The 17,591-nt window shown below is 64.5% G+C and carries 13 protein-coding genes; 7 read left to right on the top strand and 6 right to left on the bottom strand.

Annotated features, from left to right (window positions below; translation table 11 throughout):
- Positions 1-88: 88 nt before the first annotated feature.
- Positions 89-1,084, bottom strand: a complete 996-nt coding sequence (locus tag RPPS3_RS23060) for a tripartite tricarboxylate transporter substrate binding protein (protein WP_234820036.1) — start codon at positions 1,082-1,084, stop codon at positions 89-91.
- A gap of 258 nt (positions 1,085-1,342) precedes the next feature.
- Here RPPS3_RS23060 and RPPS3_RS23065 point away from each other — a divergent pair, with 258 nt between their 5' ends.
- From RPPS3_RS23065 to RPPS3_RS23075, 3 genes are all read left to right on the top strand, one after another.
- Positions 1,343-2,602 (top strand): O-antigen ligase family protein, encoded by a 1,260-nt coding sequence (locus RPPS3_RS23065; protein ID WP_107346127.1) that lies wholly within the window; start codon positions 1,343-1,345, stop codon positions 2,600-2,602.
- Between the two features lie 30 nt (positions 2,603-2,632).
- Complete coding sequence (gene galE / locus RPPS3_RS23070) at positions 2,633-3,616, top strand: UDP-glucose 4-epimerase GalE (protein ID WP_107346128.1); 984 nt, start codon at positions 2,633-2,635, stop codon at positions 3,614-3,616.
- A 227-nt stretch (positions 3,617-3,843) separates the two neighbouring features.
- Positions 3,844-4,761 carry a WecB/TagA/CpsF family glycosyltransferase gene (locus RPPS3_RS23075; RefSeq protein ID WP_107346129.1) on the top strand — a complete coding sequence of 306 codons (918 nt, stop codon included), beginning with the start codon at positions 3,844-3,846 and terminating at the stop codon, positions 4,759-4,761.
- 15 nt (positions 4,762-4,776) lie between these two features.
- On the opposite strand, the gene RPPS3_RS23080 is transcribed toward RPPS3_RS23075, so the two are convergent.
- Both RPPS3_RS23080 and RPPS3_RS23085 read right to left on the bottom strand, forming a co-directional pair.
- A complete protein-coding gene (locus RPPS3_RS23080) occupies positions 4,777-5,913 on the bottom strand; it encodes a glycoside hydrolase family 5 protein (protein WP_107346130.1) in 1,137 nt (378 codons plus the stop codon).
- Between the two features lie 14 nt (positions 5,914-5,927).
- On the bottom strand, positions 5,928-8,075 hold the full coding sequence (locus RPPS3_RS23085; protein WP_107346131.1) for a GumC family protein: 2,148 nt from the start codon (positions 8,073-8,075) through the stop codon (positions 5,928-5,930).
- A gap of 405 nt (positions 8,076-8,480) precedes the next feature.
- On the opposite strand from RPPS3_RS23085, the gene RPPS3_RS23090 reads away from it, so the two are divergent.
- On the top strand, positions 8,481-9,581 hold the full coding sequence (locus RPPS3_RS23090; protein ID WP_234820250.1) for a glycosyltransferase family 4 protein: 1,101 nt from the start codon (positions 8,481-8,483) through the stop codon (positions 9,579-9,581).
- A gap of 20 nt (positions 9,582-9,601) precedes the next feature.
- A complete protein-coding gene (locus tag RPPS3_RS23095) occupies positions 9,602-11,131 on the top strand; it encodes a glucosamine inositolphosphorylceramide transferase family protein (protein ID WP_107346133.1) in 1,530 nt (509 codons plus the stop codon).
- A 16-nt stretch (positions 11,132-11,147) separates the two neighbouring features.
- Here RPPS3_RS23095 and RPPS3_RS23100 read toward each other — a convergent pair whose 3' ends face one another.
- Positions 11,148-11,513, bottom strand: coding sequence for a hypothetical protein (locus RPPS3_RS23100; RefSeq protein WP_107346134.1), 366 nt, complete (start codon positions 11,511-11,513; stop codon positions 11,148-11,150).
- A 252-nt stretch (positions 11,514-11,765) separates the two neighbouring features.
- Here RPPS3_RS23100 and RPPS3_RS23105 point away from each other — a divergent pair, with 252 nt between their 5' ends.
- Positions 11,766-13,124, top strand: a complete 1,359-nt coding sequence (locus tag RPPS3_RS23105) for a lipopolysaccharide biosynthesis protein (RefSeq protein ID WP_234820038.1) — start codon at positions 11,766-11,768, stop codon at positions 13,122-13,124.
- 69 nt (positions 13,125-13,193) lie between these two features.
- Here RPPS3_RS23105 and metA read toward each other — a convergent pair whose 3' ends face one another.
- Both metA and RPPS3_RS23115 read right to left on the bottom strand, forming a co-directional pair.
- Positions 13,194-14,195, bottom strand: coding sequence for a homoserine O-succinyltransferase MetA (gene metA, locus RPPS3_RS23110; protein WP_107346135.1), 1,002 nt, complete (start codon positions 14,193-14,195; stop codon positions 13,194-13,196).
- A gap of 13 nt (positions 14,196-14,208) precedes the next feature.
- On the bottom strand, positions 14,209-15,510 hold the full coding sequence (locus tag RPPS3_RS23115; protein WP_107346136.1) for an O-acetylhomoserine aminocarboxypropyltransferase/cysteine synthase family protein: 1,302 nt from the start codon (positions 15,508-15,510) through the stop codon (positions 14,209-14,211).
- Positions 15,511-15,772: 262 nt separating this feature from the next.
- Between RPPS3_RS23115 and RPPS3_RS23120 the strand changes: the two genes are divergently transcribed.
- On the top strand, positions 15,773-17,590 hold the full coding sequence (locus RPPS3_RS23120) for a long-chain-acyl-CoA synthetase (protein WP_107346748.1): 1,818 nt from the start codon (positions 15,773-15,775) through the stop codon (positions 17,588-17,590).
- The last annotated feature ends 1 nt before the right edge of the window (position 17,591 follow it).

Consider the following 17,591-nt stretch of genomic DNA (forward strand, 5'->3'; position numbering starts at 1 on the left):
AACCGGAAATATCGGGGCCTTGGGGACGATTTGCAAGCCAGCGTCACCGTGCCGCGGACGGCGGCAAGGAGCGCCGGCCGACCGAGGCTCAGCCCTCCTTATGGACGCCCGAGCCCTCGACGATCTTGCGCCAGCTTTCGGTCTCCGCCGCCAGCATCGCGCCGAACTGCTTGGCGTCGCCATGCAGCGCAATGGCACCGAGATCGGCAATACGCTGCTTGATCGTCGGCTCGTCCAGCGCCGCATTGATCTCGCGGTTGAGCAGATCGACGATTGGCTGCGGCGTGCCGTGCGGCGCTCCGACGCCATAGAACGAGCTGGTATCGTAACCAGCCAGCGTGTCGCCGATCGGCGGCACATCCGGCAGCACCGCCGAGCGCTCGCGGCTGGTGACGCCGAGCGCGCGGATCTTGCCGGCCTGCGCCAGCGCGAACGACGAAGTGACATTGTCGAACATCGCCTGGATCTGCCCGCTCATCAGGTCGGTCAGGCCAGGCGCCGAGCCGCGATATGGCACGTGCACCATCTCGATGCCGGCCATCAACTTGAACAACTCACCCGACAGATGCAGCGAGGTCCCGATGCCCGACGAGCCGACGCTGATCTTGCCCGGATGCGCCTTGGCATAGGCGATGAACTCCGCGACGTTATTTGCCGGAATATCATTGTTGATCACCAGCACCAGCGGAATGCGGGCGATGCCGGCGACCGGTGTGATGCTCTTGGCGAAGTCGAACAGCAACGCGCGGTCGAACGAGGCGTTGATCGCATTCGCGGTGCTGGTCAGCAGCAGCGTGTAGCCGTCAGCCGGCGAATTGATTACCGCCTGGGTGCCGATCGTGCTACCGGCACCTGGTTTGTTCTCGACGACGAAGCTCTGACCGAGCTTCTCGGACAGATACTGACACACCAGGCGCGACAGCACGTCGGTGGCGCCGCCGGCCGCATAAGGCACGATCCACTTCACTGGACGATTCGGATACGCCGCCGCGTCCGCGAGCGCCGGCGCGACCAGCCGCGCACCAGCGGCACATATCGCCGCGCCTGCCGCCGTCCCAAGCAATGCTCTCCTGCTGATCGTCATCGCGTCCTCCATGTAATCCCGCTGGACACTGCGATAGCGCAGACGAACCGCCTCGCGCATGCACGGACCGCGATCGTGGTAAAGGCGCATGAACGGCGAGGCGCCGTTCTTCGGGATTAGCGATAAGTTGTCGTTAATTCCGCCGCTTCATACTCGCCCGGCGGGCTCCATATGCCCAACTGTTCTGCGCCGGAGTCACGGCACACCTGCGGCAAGGTTAACGAGACCTTACAGACCGAGCGATGCAAGGTTGAACCGATGACCGACTTTGCCCTCGCGCCGCAGGACGCTGTTCGAGCCAGCCCGCCCCGTCTCAAAGCCCTGCAGCTCGGCCTTCTGTGGCTGGTCGGCGCCAGCGGCGCGATCGTGTTCATCGAGCCGAGCCCCTATGAAATCGCCATCGTGCTGGCGCTGGGAGTCCTCGCCGTCACCGGCGGGCTCCGACTTGCGCCGGCGCTGATCGTTCCGATCGGACTGCTGATCGGCATCGAACTCGGCTACAGCATCGGCGCGGTCGGCTTGATGGACGACCCCATCATTCTGAACTGGATCCTGACCTCGTGGTACATGGCGGTGACCGCGATGTTCTTCGCGATGGTGTGCCTGCAGGACACCCGCGAGCGCGCCGAAGCGATCGCCCATGGCTATCTGGTCGGCGGCCTCATCGCGGCACTGGCCGGCATCGTTGGTTACTTCAATCTGCTGCCTGGCGGGCAGGATCTGCTGACCTATGTGGGGCGCGCGCGCGGCACGTTCAAAGATCCGAACGTGCTCGGCGCGTTTTTGATCTTCCCGGCGATCTACAGCCTGCAGCGGGCGATCGAAGGTTCGTTCTGGACGATGGTGCGCAACGGCATCGCGTTCGGCATCATTTCGCTTGCGGTGTTCTTGGCTTTCTCGCGCGCCGCCTGGGGCATGCTGGCCGGCGCATCGCTGCTCACCGTGGCGTTGATGTTCATCACCGCGCCGACGCAGCAGCGGCGGCTGCGGATCGTCGTCCTCGCCGCACTGGCGCTGATCGTGCTCGCCGCGACGATTGCGGTGCTGCTGTCGTTTGACCAGATCGACGCGCTGTTCAAGGAGCGTGCCAGCCTGTCGCAGCCTTACGACAGCGGCCGGTTCGGCCGGTTCGGCCGGCATCTGCTCGGCGCCAAGATGGCGCTCGACCATCCGACCGGCATCGGTCCGTTGCAATTCAGGCGGTTCTTCCCCGAGGACACTCACAACTCGTTCCTCAACGCTTTCATGTCCGGCGGCTGGATCAGCGGCACGCTGTATCCGGCTCTGGTGTTCGTGACAGCGGCCTATGGGCTGCGCAACGTGTTTGTACGTACGCCGTGGCAGCGGGTCACGATCGTCGTGGTGACTGCGATGGTGGTCACGCTACTCGAGAGTTTCATCATCGATACCGACCATTGGCGGCACTATTTCATGCTGGTGGGCTTGACTTGGAGCCTGGCGATCGCCAGCACTCGGTTCCGACGCGGCCAGTCCAGTCCGGTCGTTTCCGAGGGCTGACGGCCCGCCACAGAGCATCGAAAGCAGCGCATGACGAAACGCCACATCCTCGTGACCGGCGGCGCCGGCTACATCGGCAGCCACATGACGCTGGCCCTGCTCGGCGCCGGCGAGCGGCCGCTGGTGATCGACAACCTCTCTACCGGTTCGCGCGCGATCGTGCCACCCGAGGTGCCGATCTTCGAGGGCAATGTCGGCGACGCCGACTTCGTCGGCCGGATCATGGACGAGCACCCGATCGAGGCGATCATTCATTTCGCCGCCAGCGTCGTTGTGCCGGAATCGGTCACCCAGCCCCTCGCCTACTACGGCAACAACACCGCAAACACGCGCACGCTGCTCGACTGTGCGGTCAAGCGCGGCGTGCCGCATGTGGTATTCTCTTCGACCGCAGCGGTCTATGGCGAGCCGGACCGTACGCCGGTCGAAGAGGATGACCCCACCCGTCCGATCAACCCTTACGGCCGCTCCAAGCTGATGGTCGAATGGATGCTGGCCGACGTCGCGCAGGCTTATCCGTTCAGCTACGCGGCGCTGCGCTATTTCAATGTTGCCGGCGCCGACCCCCAAGGCCGCGCCGGACAATCCACGCCGAACGCCACCCATCTGATCAAGATCGCGGTGCAAGCCGCGCTCGGCAAGCGTCCAGGCCTCGACGTTTACGGCACCGACTATTTCACCCCGGACGGCTCGTGCATCCGCGACTACGTGCATGTGTCGGATCTGGCCCAGGCGCATCTCGATGCGCTAGAATATCTGCGTGCCGGCAAGCCGAGCATCACCTGCAACATTGGTTATGCCAACGGCTACTCCGTGCTCGATGTGATCGAGGTGGTGAAGCGGGTGTCGGGCGTCGATTTCGAAGTGCGGATCAAGGGTCGGCGCGCCGGCGATCCCGCGGCGCTGATTGCGGCCAACCAACGCGCCCGGACCGCGCTGAACTGGACGCCGCGCTACGACGATCTCGAGCAGATCGTGCGCGACGCGCTCGCTTGGGAGCGCCGTCTCGGCTGAGACAGCACGGCCAGCCCGCTGTCTCACCGCGGGACGACGCACCAGATCGGTACAGGACCGGACGCTCGCAGAACAGCTACGGCCGCCTTTCTACGATCGCGGCGATGCGGCTTTAACCACTTTACCTTGTTGGATGGAGGCGGTTGGCAAAAGGTTGCTTCCATTAGTCGAATGATCGATTGTTCCGCCGCAAAGTCGATCGACCTTGACGGTCGAGAGGAAGTGGAATGTCCAACACGCAAGACAGCGGCGAACAGCCGAATGCGCCGACGGGTGCCGAACGGCGCAAGTCGGATCGCAGGAAAGCTGCGTTTTGGATTCCGTTCGAGCAAAATCTGCCGCACGGCGAGCGCCGCGTTTCCGGCGATCGCCGCCGCGAGCGGTTCGGGCAGTGGCCGCGTGTTGTGCTCGGCGGACTGCCGATCGTCGTCAGCGACCAGACCGAGACTGCGCGCGCGATGGTCGATGAAGCGCTGCAGCGTCGCGGGCTTTGGCGCTATCCGGCCTACATGACGTCTGCGAACGGCGAAGTGACGTATCGCTGCGCGGTCGACGAAACCGAGCGCAAGCTGGTGACGGAGGCCGATGCCATCCATGCGGACGGCATGCCGCTGGTGTTCGTGTCGCGATTCCGCTGCGGCCAATCGCTGCCTGAACGCGTCGCCACCACCGATCTCTTCCACGAGGTCGCGCGCGAAGCCAGCAAGCGCGGCGCGACCATGTACATGCTCGGCGCCAACGAAGACTCCAACCGCCGCGCGGTCGAACGCGTGCAGCGCCGCTATCCCGGCCTGCGCCTGGTCGGCCATCGCCACGGCTATTTCGCCGACGAGGCCGAGGAAATCGCAGTGTGCCGAGAGATCGGCGCGCTCGCGCCGGACATCCTGTGGGTGTCGATGGGCGTGCCGCGCGAACAGGCGTTTGTGGTGCGCAATCGCCATCGCCTGACCACCGTCGGCGTGATCAAGACCTCGGGCGGCCTGTTCGACTTCCTGTCGGGCTCGAAGCCGCGCGCGCCGCAATGGATGCAGAAGATCGGCCTCGAATGGCTGTGGCGCATGGCGCTGGAGCCGCGACGCCTCGGGGTGCGCTATCTGAAGACCAACCCGTACGCGATGTACCTGCTGTTGACGCGGTCGCGCTGACCTTTCCTTCTCCGCTTAACGCGGATGCATCAGCGCACCGATCACACCGGCGTCCAACCTGCCGGTACGCGGATCGGCCAGACCGAATCCCTGATCCAGCTCCCAATAGGTCCAGCCCCAGCAATTCGCTTCGGCCGAATCCACCACCGACTCCAGCCAGCGGAGCCGGCTGTCGCGCGGCGCCGCCGGTTTGAATACGCCGAATTCGTTGATGATCAACGGCCGCGCGTAGCGCTCCTGCCAGGCGACCGCCGGAATCAACTGCCGAGCCACATAGCTTGGCGAGCCGGCCTGCGCGATCGCGTTGTCCAGTTCCTGCAGCGCTTCATTGTCGCCGCGCGACGTCAGCTCGCTGCGCAGTCGCTCTACGGCGGGATCGTCGGCGACAAGCGGGAACGGTAGATCGTGAATCCGGCTCGATGGGTTGGCCGAATCCCAATGGCCCTGATGGGTGAACACCATCGGATCGTAGAAATGCAACGCATAGACGACGTTGCGGTCGGCGAGCGGCCTGAACTGCGGCAGCGAATCGGCGCGTTGCCAATAGGTCGGGCCAACGATCAGTGTGGTCTGCGGCAACTGCCCCCGCACAAAGGCAGCGAGTTGTTCGACTTCACTCTGCCATCGGTCCGGCGCGATATCCGGTTCATTCAGCAGTTCGGCGAACACCCGTTCCACCGGGTGCTTGCGGATCACCGTCGCAAGGCTGCTCCACGCGTCGGTGAGCGCCGCCATCGCGGCCTTCGGGTCGTCGCGGTGGAGGCGGCCGAAGCCATCCCCGGGATGCAGGTCGACCGACACATGAAAGCCCAGGCCGATCAGTTCGGTGAGCGCCGTATCGACGCCGGCGAGCTGTCGTTCGATCGTGGCCCGCGGACTGAAGGCCCGCATCACCAGATCGCCGGCGACCGGAAGCCTCACATGAGTAAAGCCCGCGCTACGCACGGCGCGGAGTAACTCAAGGCTCGGAGCCTGGAGCCGCTCGTTCTCTGTCCAATTCGAGACATTCACGCCGCGAGCCAGCGCGGCGATGGTCTGAGGCGGAACGCCGGATGTCGGGCCCGTGCAGCGGCCCTGCGCATCGGCCTGCGCGCTCCAGCACATTGCGAAGAGCACCACGGCGGTGCAAGCGATCGCACCTCGGGTGAGCACGCGCCGTACGCCGGTCAGCTCGCCAGCCGCGCGGTGATGGTCGCCGCGGCGGGGGCCGGTTGCGCGCTGGCCTTGTTGACGACCACGCCGGCCGGTGCGTGGCCACTCCGCGACAGCAACGCCTGCGCTTCCAGCGCGGCGCCAGCCTCGGTCACGGCGCTGTCGATCACGAGCAGATTGAGATCGGTATGAGCAGCGATCTCGGCCACCTCCGGCTGCGAGGCGAGCGCCGGGGCGTCGATCAGAATTAGGTCGAACTCGCTGCGGACATCGTTCTGCACCGTTACGTCGGGTGCCGCGGCGATCAGACGGACGACGGACGGGATGGTCGTCTTCAGCACGCGAACGAGAGCGCCCCCATCCGACTCTGCGCGATTCGACGGCGCAGCGGGCGCGGTGCGCGACTGCCCTGCGACTTCGATGACGACGCTCAGCATCCCGCGATCCACCGCGATCGCGTTCAGCGCACGCGCCACCGAGCTCTTGCCGGCGCCGGGATCGACCGACGTCACCAGCACCACCTTGCCATGCTGCGATGGCTTAACACCGATCGCATCGAGCAGCCCGACGACGTAGGGATCGAGCCGCCGCTCGCCGCCCAGCATCGCGAGCTTGCCGCCGAGGGTGCGGCCGCCCGATAGATCGGGAATCCGCGCAACAATCGGCAGGCTGGCATAGTCGGCAGCGGGCTTCTTGTCTTCCACCTGCGGCGCTGCGGCTTCGACCGGCACAGGCGCGGTCGCGCCTTCCGGCGGACGAGAATTGTCGGCTCGCTCCGGCTGGTTCGACATCGACGCCCAAATTGCGGTGACGGCGATCGACACCAGGATCGACGCCACCGGGATGGCGGCGATCAGCACCAGCAGCGGCGGGCGGGTCGGCCGGGTCGGCGGCGTCGCAAACGAAGCCACCTTGGTCTGGCTCGCCTGCAGCAGGCGCTGCTGATTGGTGGCGTTGTAGCGCTCGAGGAATTGCTCGTAGATCGCCCGATTGGCGTTGGCCTCACGCTGCAACTCTTTAAGTTTCACAGAAGCCTGGTCGTCGCCGAGCATCTCGGTCTCGAGCGTCTTCAATTGCTGTTCCAGCGCCTTCTGCTGGTCGCGCATCGCCTCATAGTCGGACTTGGCGCTGGCGATGTTGCGTTTGCGCTCGGCCTCGATCTGGCGATTAAGCTCGGCAAGCTGATTATAGGCGATCACCAGCTCCGGATGGCGATCCCCGAGGACAGCGCGCTTCTGAGCGATCTGATCGTTGAGCTGGGTGCGCTGGGTGCGCAGCACGCTGACGAGGTCGGACTTCGATCCGGTCGAGCCATCGACCTCGGATTTCAGGTCGCGCTGCGCCTGCTCGTAGCGGTTTTTGGCTTCCTCGGTGCGCAGTCGCGCCGCGGACACCTGCTGGGTCAGCTCGGTGACCCGGAGTTGACGCGTCGTACTCTCGCGGCCGGCATCGACAATGCGGTACTGCGTCTTGAACGCCGCGACAGCGTCTTCCGACGCCCTCAGCTTTTCGTTCAGCGTCTTCAGGCGGCTGTTGAGCCAGCCGGCGGCCTCGTCGGCGGCAACAGCGCGCACCTGGGTCTGACTGGCTACGAACGCTTCGGCGACCGCGTTGGCATAATACGCCGCGCGCTGCGGATCCTTCGCCACGAAGGTCATCTCGATCACGTAAGTCAGGCCGCGCCGCGCGATCTCCAGATGCTTGCGGAACCGCTCCAGCACGCGGGCCGGATCGGTCTCGCTGCCGGCGATCTCATGATCTTCGGCAACTTTCAGCTTCTCGACCAAGGGCCGCAGGAAACCATCCGACTTCGCAATTTCGATCAGGCTCTGCAGCGCAGCGGCGTCCTGACCAATCCCGGGCAGCACCTCCTGATCGGTCGTGACGCGCTGCTCACGTGGATCGACCATCACCAATGCGGTGGCCGCATAGCGGACCGGCAGCAGCCACAGCACGATCATGCCAAGCACGAACAGCGCACCGGCAAGCAGCACGATCCGCTTGAGATTGTCACGCAGGAACTTGCTGATAACGGCGGGCGTCAGCTTGGCTTTGATCAGGTCTCCTCGATCGGTCGGAAGCTGATCAGGGCTCTCCCAGATGTCCGCAGTCGGACGCGGGGCGGGGACCGCCTTGTCCCGGCCTGGTTGGCTACCCGACATACGCACACTCCACACGAACCGCCTGCGTCACCACCGGGACAAAGTAAATATCTACGGTTAATCCGTGGTTACTCCAGTCCAGCCGAACGGAACGTTACCAAATGATTAAGGAACCATACGGACGAAGCGTGAGTGCGACTAACTCGCTTGGTGCTTTCCGCATCAATTAACCGCGCCACAACGAAATCGACCAGGCGCGGCCGCGAGAGTGTACAATGACCCGGTCAGGACGTGCACTTTTCGTTAACCGTCACACCTGCAGCAAGCTCAACAAGACGGAAAGCGCACGGGGAGACGAGGCACGTGAACGAACAGATCACTCGAGCCGAGCATGCGTTCGTCACCGGCGGACGCACTGCGAGCTCGCGTGTACCGAAGGCTTCCGCCGGAGCGTCGGCGAAATCAATCCGTCGTCGCGTTCTTCTGATCCAGACCCAGGCCGAGAACGCCGGTGCGCAGGAAATCTCTCGTCTTGTCGGCGCCGGCCTTGCGGCGCGCGGCTACGACGTTGCGAACCTGTTCTTCTTCCGGCAATCGCGCGGGTTCGACGAGCCCGCGAACACCGTCTATTGCGCCCCGCAGCGTCCCGGCAATCCGCTGTCGTTCCTCCGCTTCCTGGTGGCGCTTGGCCAGCAGATCCACGCCGCCCGCCCCGACGCCATCCTGACGTTTCAGCACTATGGCAATGCTATCGGCGGTGCGATCGCGCGGCTGGTGAGCCCGGCGCCGGTGATCGCCAATCAAGTATCGGCGCGGCTGACGATGCCGGGCTGGCTGCAGAAGCTCGACCTGATGATGGGGCGGCTCGGCATCTTCCACACCATTACGGTGAATTCTGAAGACATGCTGCGCGACTATTCGCGCTATCCGGATTCGTACCGTAGGCGCCTCACCCATGTTCCGCACGGCTTCGATCGCAAGCACTCAACGCTGGCGAAAGCCGACGCGCGACGCCGGTTCGCCTTGCCGGTCGACGGCGTCGTTCTCGGCACCGCGGCGCGGCTGCATCCGCTGAAGCAGCTCGACGCCAGCATCCGGGTTTTGCCGGCGCATCCGACTTGGCGGCTGGCGCTGGCGGGGCACGGACCGGACGAAGCGCGGCTCCGCGCGCTCGCCGACCAGCTCGGTGTCGCCGATCGGGTGTTCTTCGTCGGTGAAATCACGCCTGAGCAGGTCGCCGATTTCCTCGCTTGCCTCGACGTGTTCGTGTTCCCGTCGCTGGCCGAGACCTTCGGGCTCGCCGCCGTCGAGGCCGCCCATGCCGGGGTGCCCGTGGTTGCCAACAATCTGCCGGTTCTACGCGAGGTGCTGTCGTATCAGGGCGAACCGGCGGCAGTGCTGGTCGATGCTGCAGACGCGACCGCGCTCGGCGCCGCGATCAGTGCCGTGCTGAACGACCCTGCGCTCAGGGTGCGACTCCAGCGCAGTGGCGAAGGTCTGATGAATAGATACTCTGTCGACGCCATGGTCGATGAATACGTCCGCATTCTCGAACAGGCGATATAGTTTTTTTGACGGATTGTCTGATGATTGTTGAGCTTCGTTTCGACCAGCAAAGACCTCGAGCATGGATGCGCCATCTGCTCGATCTGCTGGCGGGTAGTGGCCGAACGTTGCAGGTGAGCTGGATCTCCACATCCGGGGAACGGCCGGCCGGACTCGACACGCTGCTCGACCTCGAACGGATGCTGCTGCGGCGTGGCCAGCGCTGCGGCGGCGATCGCGAGCCGGCGCTGCTCGAAACCTCTCGCGCCTCCTATGGCTCACCCGAAGTGGTGATCGACTTCACCACGGCGCCCCGCGAACCTGATTGCCCTGCCCGGCTGTATCTGCGCCCGCTGTTCGATGGCCAGCCCGGTGAAGACGCCGCGCTGGCCGCCATCCTCGCAGGCGATCTGCCGGTGATCGATATCCGGGACGAGATCAGCGGCGCGGTGGTGTGGTCAGGAAAGCCGTCGGGTGAGAATGCCAGCGGCCTCGGCGGCGCGCTCGGCGCCACCATGGCACGTACCGGAACGCTGCTGAGGGGCGTCCTCGAAAGCGGTCCGCGAGCACAAGGCGTCCGCCACGACGGCCCTCATCTCGGCCACGCGCACTCCGCCGCAGGTTTTGTAGCCCGCAACCTCGCGATGTCGATCGCCAAAGCAATCTACCGGCTGTGCTGCTATGCGCCGCATTGGCGGATCGGCTGGCGCTACACCGACGATGCCGGGATCTGGAGCTCCGGCGATCTGTCGGGACCAAACTGGCATGCGCTGCCGAGCCCGGCGAACCGGTTCTATGCCGATCCATTCGCGGTGACCTGGAAGGGCCGCACCTTCGTTTTCTTCGAAGATCTCGACCATCGCGTCGGCAAAGGCACGATTTCCGCGATCGAATTCGGCAAGACCGGCCCGATCAGCGAAGCGGTGCCGGTGCTCGAAGAGCCGTGGCATTTGTCCTACCCGTTCCTCATCGTGCAGGACGACGAGCTCTGGATGATCCCGGAGAGCAGCCTGCAGAAGACCGTGTCGATCTATCGCTGCGTCGAGTTTCCGGGGCGCTGGGAGCGCCACGCGACGCTGCTATCCGGCGTTGAACTTGCCGACGCCACCATCCTGCAGCACGAGGGGCTGCATTATCTATTCGGCGCCACTCGCGACGATGATAACGATGGCGGCTATTCCGACACGCTGTCGATCTACGTCGCAGACGATCTGTTCGGGCGGTGGCGACCGCACGCGCTGCGTCCAGCCCTGGTTGATCGCGCCAGCGCGCGTCCCGCAGGGCATTTCTTCCGGCGCAATGGACGGCTATGGCGACCGGTGCAGGACTGCACGCACGGCTATGGCGGGGCGCTGGCACTTGCGGAGATTAATGCGCTCTCGCCAGAGACTTTCGAGCAGACCGTGCATCACGTCATCGAACCTGGGCCGCGCTGGCCCGGCCGCAAGCTGCACACGCTCAACCGCTGTGGACGACTCGAGTTGATCGACGGCAGCGTGATTCAGCCCAAGCTGCAGCCGCTACGCCGAATGGCCCGCGCCAACGACCCCGTCGCCGTCCCGGCGCGCTGACGCTCTGCCTTGCGCCTCAATCGCTACGGAGCAGACGGCCGACGATCGATCCGGCGGCAAGACCAATCGTTCCGCCGGCGAGTTTGACGCTGGCGTCGAATAGCCGCCCATGCCGTGACGCCTCCAGCACCTGCAGCAGTTCGAATAGCACCGCAGCGCCGAGCACGATCATCGCAGCGAACAGGAGGTAACGCGGGTAAGCCGATCCGAACAGTGCTCCCACCACCGCGAACGCCACGAAGCGCTCAATCGACGGCGAAAATCCGGTGGTTGGCCTGAGACCTATCGGGCTGAGGGTCGCAAACGCGATCCCCGCAAGGCACATCCAGGCCGCAATCCGAAGCAGCGTTCCGAAGTTGAGGCTAACGACACGACTATTCATAGATCCGATATCCGCGCTGATGAGACGATGGTTAATGCCAAAGCGCCCCCGCTTCGGTCGGGTCTGCGAGCATCTTTACCGTTATCGACAATTATCGCCCGGCATTCGCTCGCCGATCGTTCAAATAGGATAGATTGCTACGGTGCGCCAGGACGGTGGCGGCGGGATTATCGACGTGGTGAACCCGGTCCCCGGAGGACCGTTCCGGTCGTCGGCGACTCCCTCAGAATCTGCAGACCCGTCGCGAGGTCGATGACTTTGAAATTCGGTACCGCGTTCGAAAGACTGATCGATCTGCGCAACAACCCTGCCATTCGCGCCATGACCGGCGCGTTCGGGCTGCGCGTTCTGATCACGATCGTCAATCTCGGACTGGTGACGCTCGCCGCACGCACGCTGAGTGGCCATGACTTCGGCACCTATTCGATGCTGTTCAGCGCCGCGGGCCTGCTCAGCGTCGTCGCCACCTTCGGCCAGCAGATCTTCATCATGCGGTCGTGGAGCGAATACACCAATGCGGGCGACGAGCCGAAACTGAAAGGCGCGATGACCTTCACGGCGCTGGCCAGCCTCGCCGGCAGCATCCTGGTCGGCCTACCGTTCTTCTTCTGGGTCTCGCTGGAGCAAGATACGGTTCTGGCCGCATCGACGACGTTGTACCTGGTGTGCTTCGCGCTGATGCTGATTTCGGCACACGTCACCCGCGGCGCCGTCGGCGTCGGTGTCAGCGACGGACTCACCTACCTGCTGGTCGCCACCTGCCCGATGGTCTACCTCGCCGGGTGCGTCATCTCCGGCACCCCGATCGAAATCCACACCATCTTTCTGACCATGGCGGCGGCCTCGTGCTTCACCGTGATGGTGCAGATGACGTTGTTGCGGCGACGGGTCCACGCACAGTTTCCTCATTTCGGCCGCTCACGCTTAGCCTTCGAGCTGCGCACCTGGAGCACACGCTCGGCCAAGCTGTGGGTGTCGAGTTGCCTGGAGGCGGCCAATCAATACGCCGACGTCGTGATCATCGGCTACCTGATGAGTCCGACCGTCGCCGGCGCATATTTCGTCACCACCCGGATCGCCAACGCCTTCGCGATGGCCACTGGAGCGGTCTACATCTTCTCGACTCGGCACTTCCCCCACCTGTATTACAGCCGGCAGCATCGCGAGCTCGACGGCCTGCTCGATTCCGTGGCGCTCGTCACGCTCGCGATCGTCATCGGCGGCCTGATGGTGGTGCTCGGCGGCGGCCACTGGATCCTGTATCTCTTCAACGCCGAATACGTCTCGTATTACAGCGCCCTGGCGATCCTGACGGCAGGCACCGCCGCCGTCGCCGCCGCCGGCCCCTGCGGCTCGATCCTGATGCTGACGGGCCACGAGGGCCGCTATCTGACGATCATCGGCGGCACCGTGCTGATGCGCGCAGTCGGCTTCTTCATCCTGATCCCGCTGTTCGGAATCTCCGGTGCTGTCGCGGCAACCGCAATCTCGTTCATCGCGCTGGCGCTGCTGATGCGCAGCGCGTCGATCAAACTGGCCGGCATCGACGGTTCGGTACTGCGGCTCCTGACGGGATGGCGCCGACGTCGGCTCACGCAGCCGGCGGAATGATCCGCCTTCCGGGCGTCCGCGCGACCAACGCCACGCTTCATCATATGCTCGGATGAATTGGTTTGCGGCTTAATGCTCGGCCGCGAGCAGCGAGAGCCAATTGCTGAATAGGGCCGCCGCAGAGGCTTCGAGCGCAGCCACCAGTCCAGGCCGAAGCGCCAACGGCGGCAGTTCAGCGATCATCTCCGGCTTACGATCCGCGCGGGCACGATCGCAAAACGCGGCGAGCCGAAGTTCCGTCTCGGCGCAGAAGTAGTTTTCCGGTGCCGCCGGACAATCGTCGCGTTCACCGGCAAGATAGCGGCCGATGTCGCGGAGGAATTCGCGCTGCAGCGTCGCGGCGTCGTACTCCGGATGGCCTTGAAAGAACACCATGCGGCTACGGCCGTCGCGCTTGAACACGTCGACGCTCGCTCCTGTTGCCTGCGTCAGCACGTCGTAGCCGGCGGCAGACAGGTCGTCCGCGTCGAGATCGTTGAGCCGCGAATGCGAAACCCGCATCGTCGACGGCAGGTCATCCAGCATCGGATCCTGCTGCAGCTTCTCGATGGCATAGACCCCCGAGCATTTGCGCGGCAGTCTTCGGCGCTCGATGCCGTCGAGGTGCAGGACGGCGGCATGGGCGGCGAGACAGGACCAGATCGTCGAGCGGGTGTTGGCTTCGGCCCAATCCACCAACCGGCGGAACTCGTCCCAATATGGCTCGTCGCGGAGTGCCGCCGTGCGCGGCTCGGCGCCGGTGACGATCAGACCGTCGAGCCGGACGCGGCCGAGATCAGCGATATCGGAATAGAGGCTGTCGATGCGGTGGCGGGCGGTTGGCGACCGCGGCACCGATCGCAGCGCGAAGCAATGCAGCCGAACGCGCTGGGTGCCGGCGCCATCGCGCAGCAGCCGGGCGAACTGACGCTCGGTTGCCCGCAACGCGGCATCGCCCATGTTGTTGACGAGACCGATCTCGATCGGCTTGCGATGACCTAATCGTCCTCGCCGGCGTCGTTCATCGCCGACGCCAGCCGGGGCCAACGCTGGGCTGGCAATCGGATCGGCATTGTCGAACAGGAGCGTCATACGCCCTGGCCGCCTATTCGGCTGCGAGACGCGGCTGCGAACCGCAGGCCTGCGCCAGCGCCTGGTCGAGATCTTCGATGATGTCGGCGATGTGTTCGATTCCGATCGACAACCGGATCGTCTCCGGCAGCACTCCTGCTTGGCGCTGCTGCTCGGCCGACATCTGGCGATGGGTGGTCGAGGCCGGATGGCAGGCGAGCGATTTGGCATCGCCGATGTTCACCAGCCGGGTGATCAGCTTGAGCGAATCGTAGAACGCCTTGCCAGCCTCCATTCCGCCCTTGATGCCAAAGGTGAACAGCGACGATGCGCGGCCGTCGAGATACTTTTGCACCAGCGGATAATACGGGCTGTCCGGGAATCCGGTATAGTTGACCCAGGCGACACGTGGATCGTCGCGCAGGAATTCGGCAACCTTGCGGGCGTTCTCGACATGACGCTCCATCCGCAGCGCCACGGTCTCGATCCCCTGCAGCAGCAGGAAGGCGTTGAACGGCGACAGCACCGAGCCCATCGTACGTTGATAGATCGATCGCGCGCGCTCGACATAAGCAGTCGGCCCGAACCGCTCCGCGTAGACCATGCCGTGATAAGAGTGGTCCGGCTGATTGAAGGCCGGAAACTGCTCGGGGTTCTTGGCCCAGTCGAACCTTCCGCTGTCGACGATGGCGCCGCCGAGCGTGGTGCCGTGGCCGCCAAGGAACTTGGTGAGCGAGTGTACGACGACGTCCGCGCCGAATTCGATCGGCTTGAACAGAATCGGCGTCGCCACGGTGTTGTCGACGATCAGCGGCACGCCGGCGCGATGCGCGACTTCGGCGATGGCTTCGATGTCGCAGACATTGCCGGCCGGATTGCCGATGGTTTCGCAGAACACCGCACGGGTGTCTTCATCGATCAGCCTGGCGATGTCGTCTGGCTTGTCGCTGATCGCGAAACGGCCGGTGATGCCCTGCCGCGGCAGGATGTGGGACAGCAGCGTATGCGTGGTGCCGTAGAGCTGCGGCACCGAAACGATGTTGCCGCCGTGATCGGCGAGATTGACGAAGGCGAAATGCAGCGCGGCTTGACCGCTCGCCACCGCTAGTGCACCGACGCCACCTTCCAGCTCAGCCACACGCTTTTCCAGCACGCTGGTGGTCGGATTGGCGATCCGCGAGTAGCGATAGCCTTCGGTCTCGAGATTGAACAACGCGGCGCCGTGGTCGGCGCTGTCGAACGCATAGGATGCGGTTTGATAGATCGGCACCGCAACGGCGTGAGTGGTGGGTTCGGGCTCGTAGCCGGCGTGGATAGCGAGCGTCTCGTTGCGCATGAGCTCCTCCCTTCGCCGCGGCTGCACTTCACACACAGAGGTCCGCGTCTGGCCTTTGCTAGAACGCACCGCATTAGCGGACAACACATTTCAAAGACGACGACAAACTATCCCTAATTTCGCTTGCTGATTTGAAGACAATTTGAATCGATTCCGATTTGTTTACCTTAAGCGCGCTTCGTCGAACCGTTCGCAACAAATCGCCAACCGCCCTCGCCTACAATTGCACTCAAACTCGAACGAACTTTCAGAACCGGTGTCGATGACCGTGCACGCAGCTGCAGCTACCCGCCCCCCCGATACAGGGCCTGCGCGCCCGTCGGTCGCCAAGAGCTGGCTGAACGCGATTGAAATCACCGCGCGCATCGAACGCGAGCCACAGCGCCTGCTGTGCGATGCGATCGCCGAGTGGGCGACGCGCACGCCAAACGCGCCGGCGCTGCTCTCGGAGAACGAACGGTTCAGCTACGCGGAATTCACGCAACGGATTGATTGCTACGCGCGCTGGGCGCTGGAGCAGGGCATCGGCAAAGGCGTCATCGTCGGGCTCCTGATGCCGAACCGTCCCGACTATCTGGCGATCTGGCTCGGCATCACTAAAATCGGCGGCGTTGTGGCGCTGCTCAATACTCAACTCACCGGCCCTTCGCTCGCCCATTGCATCGATGTTGCAGCACCCAGCCATATCATCGTGGCGAAGGAATTGAACGACGCCTACGACAGCGCAACACCGCATCTGGCATCGGCGCCTCGGCTATGGCTGCATGGCAACGAGGTTGACGAGTCAGGGCTCTCCGCAGCATTGGCGACCGCGAAGGACGATCCTCTGACAGTAAATGAACGTCCCGCTGTCACCATCGATGATGTGGCACTGCTGATCTACACTTCGGGCACCACGGGCCTGCCGAAGGCAGCGCGGGTCAGTCATCGCCGGGTGATGAGCTGGGCCGGCTGGTTCGCTGGGCTCACCGGGGCGACGCCCGATGATCGCATCTACGATTGTCTGCCGATCTATCACAGCGTCGGCGGCGTGGTCGCAACCGGCAGCCTGCTGATGGCAGGCGGCTCGGTCGTGATCGCCGAGAAATTCTCCGCGCGGCGATTCTGGGACGATATCGTCCGCTACGACTGCACGCTGTTTCAATATATCGGCGAGCTGTGCCGCTATCTTGTCCAGGCGCCACACGCGCCCAACGAAACCCGCCATCGTCTGCGGATCGCCTGCGGCAACGGGCTGCGCGGGGACGTGTGGGGCGCGTTTCAGGGGCGGTTCGCGATCCCGCGCATTCTGGAATTCTACGCCTCCACCGAGGGCAACTTCTCGCTCTACAATGTCGAGGGTGAGCCGGGCGCGATCGGGCGGATACCATCATTCCTGGCGCATCGCTTTCCGGCCGCGCTGGTGAAATTCGATTTCGAAACCGGGCTGCCGATGCGAGACGGCCAAGGCCATTGCATTCGCTGCGCCCGCGGCGAGCCTGGTGAGGCGATCGGCCGGATCGGCGAGGCCGAGCGCGGCGGCGGCCGGTTCGAAGGCTACACCACCGATGGCGACAGCGAGCGCAAAATCCTGCGCGACGTGTTTGCGCCGGGGGACGCCTGGTTCCGCACCGGCGACCTGATGCTGCAGGACGCCAAGGGCTTCTTCCGCTTCGTCGACCGGATCGGCGACACCTTCCGCTGGAAGGGCGAGAATGTCGCGGCGAGCGAAGTCGCCGACATCCTCGCCGCCTGCCCCGGCGTGATCGACGCCACCGTCTATGGCGTCAGCGTTCCGAACCATGACGGCCGCGCCGGCATGGCGGCCCTTGTGACAGACCACGGCTTTGATCCCGCGACGCTGCATCGGCATCTCGCCGAGCGGCTGCCGGCTTACGCACGGCCGCTGTTCCTGCGGCTACGGACGGCCCTCGATCTCACCGGCACGTTCAAGCAGGCAAAGCAGCCGCTGATCGCCGAGGGGTTCGATCCGTCCCTCGTCAGCGATCCGCTCTATTTCGCCGCTCCAGCCGCAGGCCGCTACGTTGCGCTCGACGCCGACATCTTCAGCCGCATTACCCGCGGCGCATTCCGATTGTGAT

It is taken from the genome of Rhodopseudomonas palustris (assembly GCF_003031265.1).
Lineage (GTDB): Bacteria > Pseudomonadota > Alphaproteobacteria > Rhizobiales > Xanthobacteraceae > Rhodopseudomonas > Rhodopseudomonas palustris_H.

What these genes read in the sequence shown, in the direction of transcription:
- RPPS3_RS23060 (WP_234820036.1), bottom strand. Translation starts at nt 1,084, where the DNA reads ATGACGATCAGCAGGAGAGCATTGCTTGGGACGGCGGCAGGCGCGGCG.
- RPPS3_RS23065 (WP_107346127.1), top strand. Translation starts at nt 1,343, where the DNA reads ATGACCGACTTTGCCCTCGCGCCGCAGGACGCTGTTCGAGCCAGCCCG.
- galE (WP_107346128.1), top strand. Translation starts at nt 2,633, where the DNA reads ATGACGAAACGCCACATCCTCGTGACCGGCGGCGCCGGCTACATCGGC.
- RPPS3_RS23075 (WP_107346129.1), top strand. Translation starts at nt 3,844, where the DNA reads ATGTCCAACACGCAAGACAGCGGCGAACAGCCGAATGCGCCGACGGGT.
- RPPS3_RS23085 (WP_107346131.1), bottom strand. Translation starts at nt 8,075, where the DNA reads ATGTCGGGTAGCCAACCAGGCCGGGACAAGGCGGTCCCCGCCCCGCGT.
- RPPS3_RS23095 (WP_107346133.1), top strand. Translation starts at nt 9,602, where the DNA reads ATGATTGTTGAGCTTCGTTTCGACCAGCAAAGACCTCGAGCATGGATG.
- RPPS3_RS23100 (WP_107346134.1), bottom strand. Translation starts at nt 11,513, where the DNA reads ATGAATAGTCGTGTCGTTAGCCTCAACTTCGGAACGCTGCTTCGGATT.
- RPPS3_RS23105 (WP_234820038.1), top strand. Translation starts at nt 11,766, where the DNA reads ATGACTTTGAAATTCGGTACCGCGTTCGAAAGACTGATCGATCTGCGC.
- metA (WP_107346135.1), bottom strand. Translation starts at nt 14,195, where the DNA reads ATGACGCTCCTGTTCGACAATGCCGATCCGATTGCCAGCCCAGCGTTG.
- RPPS3_RS23115 (WP_107346136.1), bottom strand. Translation starts at nt 15,510, where the DNA reads ATGCGCAACGAGACGCTCGCTATCCACGCCGGCTACGAGCCCGAACCC.
- RPPS3_RS23120 (WP_107346748.1), top strand. Translation starts at nt 15,773, where the DNA reads ATGACCGTGCACGCAGCTGCAGCTACCCGCCCCCCCGATACAGGGCCT.